Origin of the sequence: Mycobacterium sp. 29Ha (genome assembly GCF_032883055.1) — a bacterium.
Lineage (GTDB): Bacteria > Actinomycetota > Actinomycetes > Mycobacteriales > Mycobacteriaceae > Mycobacterium > Mycobacterium gallinarum.
This window is the reverse complement of sequence record NZ_JAMQTI010000055.1, coordinates 1-5,774: the sequence shown is the minus strand read 5'-3', so window position 1 is coordinate 5,774 and position 5,774 is coordinate 1. Positions and strand designations below refer to the sequence as shown.

At 63.6% G+C, this 5,774-nt stretch carries 2 protein-coding genes; both read left to right on the top strand.

The genetic code is table 11. The features are described 5' to 3' along the window. Positions 1-2,885 (top strand): condensation domain-containing protein (locus tag M1248_RS33020; protein ID WP_317150907.1); only part of this gene is annotated, 2,885 nt, incomplete at its 5' end. Continuing rightward, positions 2,882-5,774: amino acid adenylation domain-containing protein (locus M1248_RS33015; protein ID WP_317150906.1), on the top strand; the 2,893-nt coding region annotated here is incomplete at its 3' end. The genes M1248_RS33020 and M1248_RS33015, both read left to right, overlap by 4 nt.

Here is a 5,774-nt window from a genome sequence, read left to right as displayed (position 1 = left end):
TTCTGGGTTTGGAGCGGGTCGGGGTCGATGATTCGTTCTTCGAACTCGGCGGGGACAGCATTCTGTCTATGCAAGTGGTGGCCCACGCCCGTATGGCGGGAGTCGTGTGTCGGCCGCGTGATGTTTTTGTCGAGCAGACCGTCGCTGGATTGGCCCGGGTGGCATGGGTGACCAACGGTGCGGCGGGGGTGATCGATGAGGGTGTCGGAGACGTGGTCGCGACTCCGATCATGCGTTGGCTGCGGGGTACGGAAGGCCCTGTTGATCAGTTCAACCAGACTGTGGTGTTGCAAGCGCCGACAGGCGTGACCCAAGCCGATGTGGTGGTGGTGTTACAGGCGCTGCTGGATCAGCACGCGATGCTGCGGCTGCGCGCAGATGACGATGGTGCCGACGGGTGGGCGTTAACGGTGCCCGAGCCTGGTTCGGTCGACGTAGGCAAGTTCGTACAGACAGTCGATGCGTTATCCGACGTGATCTTGGTGAGCGCGCGGTCGCAGCTGAATCCGGCGGCCGGGGAAATGCTGTCGGCGGTCTGGGCAACTGAGACGGGTCAGCTGGCGCTGCTCATTCATCATCTGGCAGTCGACGGAGTGTCGTGGCGAATCTTGTTGGAAGACTTGAACATCGCATGGGGCCAGCATCGCGCTGGGCAGCCGATCGTCCTGCCGGCGGGCGGCACTTCGTTTGCTCGATGGTCGAGGTTGCTCGCTGAGCATGCACTCGATCCAGCGGTGGCCGCCCATGCCAACGCCTGGCGACGAGTAGCGGCAGTTCCGGCGGTCTTGCCGGCGCCTCAACCTGAACTGGATACCTACGCCACTGCTGGGCAGATGTCGATCGAATTGGATGTCGAGACCACCCGACTGCTCCTAGGCGAGGTGCCCGCGGCGTTCCACGCTGGTGTGCAAGATGTTTTGCTGATCGGGCTCGGGTTGGCGCTGGCCGAGTTGTTGGGCACGGACGGCACGCCGATCGGTGTTGATGTGGAGGGCCACGGACGCGCGGACGAGTTGGCCGACGATGTGGACTTGGCACGTACGGTGGGGTGGTTCACCACTAAATATCCGGTGTCGTTGACTATCGGTGGGCTGCCGTGGGCGCAGGTGATCGCGGGTGAACCGGCACTGGGTGCCGTAATCAAGGATGCCAAGGAACAGCTCCGGGCGCTGCCCGATGGTCTGACGCACGGTCTGTTGCAGTACTTGAACCCCGACGTGGACCTCGACGGCGTCCCTCCGCAGATCGGGTTCAACTACTTGGGCCGTCTGGGAGGCCCGACCTCTGAATTTTCCAATGATCTGTGGCGGATTGACCAAGCTGACTTGTCATCGGCCAGTGCTGTCGCGGCGGCGATTCCGCTGGCGTTGACGCACACAGTGGACCTCAACGCTGTCACCGTTGATAGCGATTCGGGCCCGCGCTTGCAATCCAACTGGACGTGGGCTCGTTCGGCGCTTGATCAGGCACAAGTTGCTCGGCTCAGCAGGTTGTGGTTTGACGCGCTGGCAGGGATTTGCGCGTATGTACGAGCGGGTGGCGGCGGCTTGACGCCATCGGACATCGCGCCGGCAAGACTCAGCCAGCATCAAATCGACGAGCTGTGCCGGGAATACCCGATCGCTGATGTGCTGCCGTTGACCCCTGTGCAGCAGGGTCTGCTGTTCCACACGAGCACCGCACGGGACTCAGTCGATCTGAGTGATGTCTATGCCGTGCAGCTGGAGATCTCGTTGAGCGGCCCCCTCGACCAGCATCGCCTGCGTGATGCGGTGCAAGCGGTGGTCAACCGCCATCCCAACCTGGCAGCCCAATTCTGCGAACAGTTCGACGAACCGATCCAGATCATCCCCGCCGATCCGGTGGCGGAGTGGCGGTACATCGAGCTGGACGCCGCAGGTGGCGTCGATGTGGATGAGCAGATCCAACGGGCGTGCGCTGCTGAACGCGCCGCGGTCTTGGACCTGGCCGCTCAGTCAGCATTTCGGGTGGCCTTGATTCGCACCGCACCGGACCGACACCGGATTGTGCTCACCAATCACCACATTGTGATGGATGGTTGGTCGCTGTCGATTCTGCTTCAGGAAATTTTCGCCAGCTATCAAGGACTGCGTTTACCCGCGGCGGTGCCGTATCGCAGGTTTGTGACCTGGCTGGCCGATCGAGACCGGGAAGCCGCCCGCGCGGCTTGGCGTGAGGCGCTGGCTGGTTTCGACACTCCCGCGTTGGTACGCCCGCGGGGAGGTTTCGAGCCCGGGATGCGAAGCGCCGAAACGGTACGGGTGTCGGAGGAGACCACAGAGGCCCTCACCGAGCTGGCGCGCTCATGCCAGACCACGGTCAGCACTGTGTTGCAGGGCGCCTGGGCGCTGCTGCTGACCGGGCTGACGGGCCAGCATGATGTCGTTTTCGGCGTCACGGTATCGGGTCGGCCGACGGGGGTGGCGGGTGCGGACTCGATCGTGGGTTTGTTGATCAACACCGTCCCGGTGCGCGCGAATATCACGCCGGCAACCACCATCGCCGATCTGCTCGAGCAACTGCAAAGCGCTCACAATGACACACTCGAGCACCAGCACTTGGCACTGCGCGAAATTCATCGCGTGAGTGGGCACGAACAATTGTTCGACACCCTGTTCATGTATGAAAACTATCCAATCGATACCGCCATGCCGTTGGGAGACGACGGGTTGGCGATGACCGGGTTCAGCAACCGCGAATTCAACCACTACCCACTCGCGCTGCAAGCCATCCCCGGCACCGAACTGACCCTTCGCCTAGAATTCGACACCGAAGTGTTTGACTCTGCCAGAATCAAAGCGCTCATCGAGCGGTTACAACGGGTCTTGGCGGTCATCACCGCCGACCTGGAGCGGCGGTCGTGACCGCTGGCCCTGCGCGGCGGTTGCTTTCGATCGATCTGCTGGATGGCGGCGAGCACGACCAGTTGGATGAGTGGGGCAACCGGGCGATACTGACTCGGCCCCCGAGCATGTCGGGGTCTATTCCCTCGGTGTTCGCCGAGCAGGTGACGCGCACACCCGAGGCCCTGGCTCTGACCTTTGACCACCGTTCGATGACCTACCGCGAGCTGGACGAGGCCGCCAACCGGTTGGCGCATCTGCTGGTTGCTGAAGGGGTAGGCCCGGGAAAGTCTGTCGCGCTGCTGTTTTCGCGCTCGGCTGAAGCGATCGTGGCGATCTTGGCAGTTCTGAAGACCGGTGCGGCATACCTGCCGATCGACCCCGCGCAGCCGGCGAACCGGGTGGAATTCATGGTTACCGATGCCGCCCCAGTCGCGGCGATCACCACGAACGGGCTGGCCGACGCGCTGAATGGGTGCGACTTGTTGGTCATTGACGTCGACGACCCACGCATTGGCACCCAGCCCAGCACGGCCTTATCGGTGCCTGCGCCTGACGATATCGCCTACATCATCTACACCTCAGGCACCACCGGTGTGCCTAAGGGGGTGGCCATTACCCACCACAACGTCACCCAGTTGATGGAATCGATGGGCGATTCCGGTCTTCCTGTGGGACCGCAGCAAGTGTGGTCGCAGTGGCATTCCTATAGCTTCGACATCTCCGGATTCGAGATCTTCGGGGCCCTTCTGCACGGCGGTCGGCTGGTGGTGGTGTCCGAGTTGGTGGCCAGCTCACCGGACGACTTCCACGCCCTGCTGGTCAATGAAGAGGTCAGTGTTTTAGGTCAGACGCCGTCCGCAGTAGGGATGCTGTCGCCTGAAGATGTGCCCTCGGCGGCCCTGCTGGTCGGTGGTGAGGCGTGCCCGGCTGAGGTGGTGGACCGGTGGGCCGACGGGCGGATGGTGATAAATCAGTACGGTCCGACCGAGGCCACAATGTGGGTGGCGTTCAGTGAGCCGCTGAAGACGGGCTCTGGTGCAGCTCCGCCGATCGGTACGCCGGTGTCGACGGCGGCGTTTTTCGTGTTGGACAAGTGGTTGCGCCCGGTTTCGGTGGGGGCGGTCGGTGAGTTGTATGTGGCCGGTACCCAATTAGCGGTCGGGTATGTAGGACGCCCAGGGTTGTCGGCGTCGCGATTTCTGGCGTGTCCGTTCGGTGGGTCGGGAACACGGATGTATCGCACCGGCGATTTGGTGCGATGGCTCGCCAACGGGCAGCTGGAGTATCTGGGCCGCGCCGATGACCAGGTCAAGATCCGCGGGTATCGCATCGAGCTAGGTGAGGTGCAGGCGGCCCTAGCCGCATGCGATGGGGTGGAGCAGGCGGTGGTGATCGCCCGCGAGGACCGTCCCGGCGACAAGCGACTGGTGGGGTACGTAGTCGGGACCGCGGATCCGGCTGGTATCCGCGCGACGCTGGCCGAGCGGCTTCCGGGTTATATGGTTCCGGCCGCGGTGGTGGTGATCGAAACACTGCCGCTGACGGTCAACGGAAAACTCGATAGGCGCGCCCTACCTGCGCCGGATTACCAGGATTCTGACCGCTACCGCGCCCCGGCCAATGCGGTCGAAGAGATCCTGGCTGGCATTTACGCCCAGGTCCTCGGCATTGAGCGCGTCGGGGTTGACGACTCGTTCTTCGAGCTGGGCGGCGACAGCATTCTGTCGATGCAGGTAGCGGCGCGGGCGCGGGCGGTCGGTGTGCGGTGTAGGCCCCGCGACATTTTCATCGAGCAGTCCGTGGCCCGCCTGGCCGGTGTTGCCGAGCTGTCCGCCACCGCAGGAGTCGTGATCGACGAGGGTGTCGGGTCGGTGGTGCCCACTCCGATCATGCGCTGGCTGCAGAACGTGAACGGTCCGGTCGACCAGTTCAATCAGACGGTGGTGGTCGAGGCCCCCGCTGGTGTGGCTGAGGCCGATGTGGTGGTGCTGTTACAGGCCTTGCTTGATCGGCACGGCATGCTACGGGCACGAGTCGATGACGACGGCTCCGGTGTGTGGTCGTTGACCGTCCCCGAGGTGGGCTCGGTGGATGCGGGCGGGTATCTGCAGTCGGTGGAGACGCTGTCCGATGAAGTGCTGGTGGAGGCGCGGTCGCGGCTGAACCCGACCGGCGGGGTGATGCTGAGCGCGTTGTGGTCAACCGCCACAAGCCAATTGGCGCTAATCATTCACCATCTGGCGGTCGATGGAGTTTCATGGCGGGTCTTGCTGGACGATCTCAATCTCGCCTGGGCTCAACATCGAGGTGGGCAGGCGCCGGTTCTGCCTGCGGGTGGGACGTCGTTTGCCCGTTGGGCGGCGCTGCTGGCGGAGTATGCGCATGAACCACAAGTCGTAGAGCAAGCCGAGCTGTGGCGGCGGGTGGCGGCGGCACCGGCCGCGCTGCCTGCGGTGCGCCCTGACACGGATACCTATGTCAGCGCCGAGCACCTGTCGTCGGAATTGGATGCCGAGACGACCCGGATGCTGCTCGGAGAGGTGCCTGCCGCATTTCATACCGGCGTCCATGACATCTTGCTGATCGCGTTTGGGCTGGCGACAGCCGAGTTCTTGGGCTGCCATGACGCGCCGATCGGCATCGGCGTGGAGGGTCACGGACGCCACGAGGAGTTGCGCTCCGACGTCGACCTGTCGCGCACCGTGGGCTGGTTCACCGCCAAGTATCCGGTGTCATTGACCGTGGGTGGTCTGTCGTGGGAGCAGGTGGTGGCCGGTGAGCCCGCACTAGGCGCGATGATCAAGGACGCCAAAGAGCACCTTTTGTCCCTCGCCGATGGTTTGACCTATGGCGTGCTGCGCTACCTGAACCCCGACGTGGACCTGGACGGAGACGATCCGCCGATCG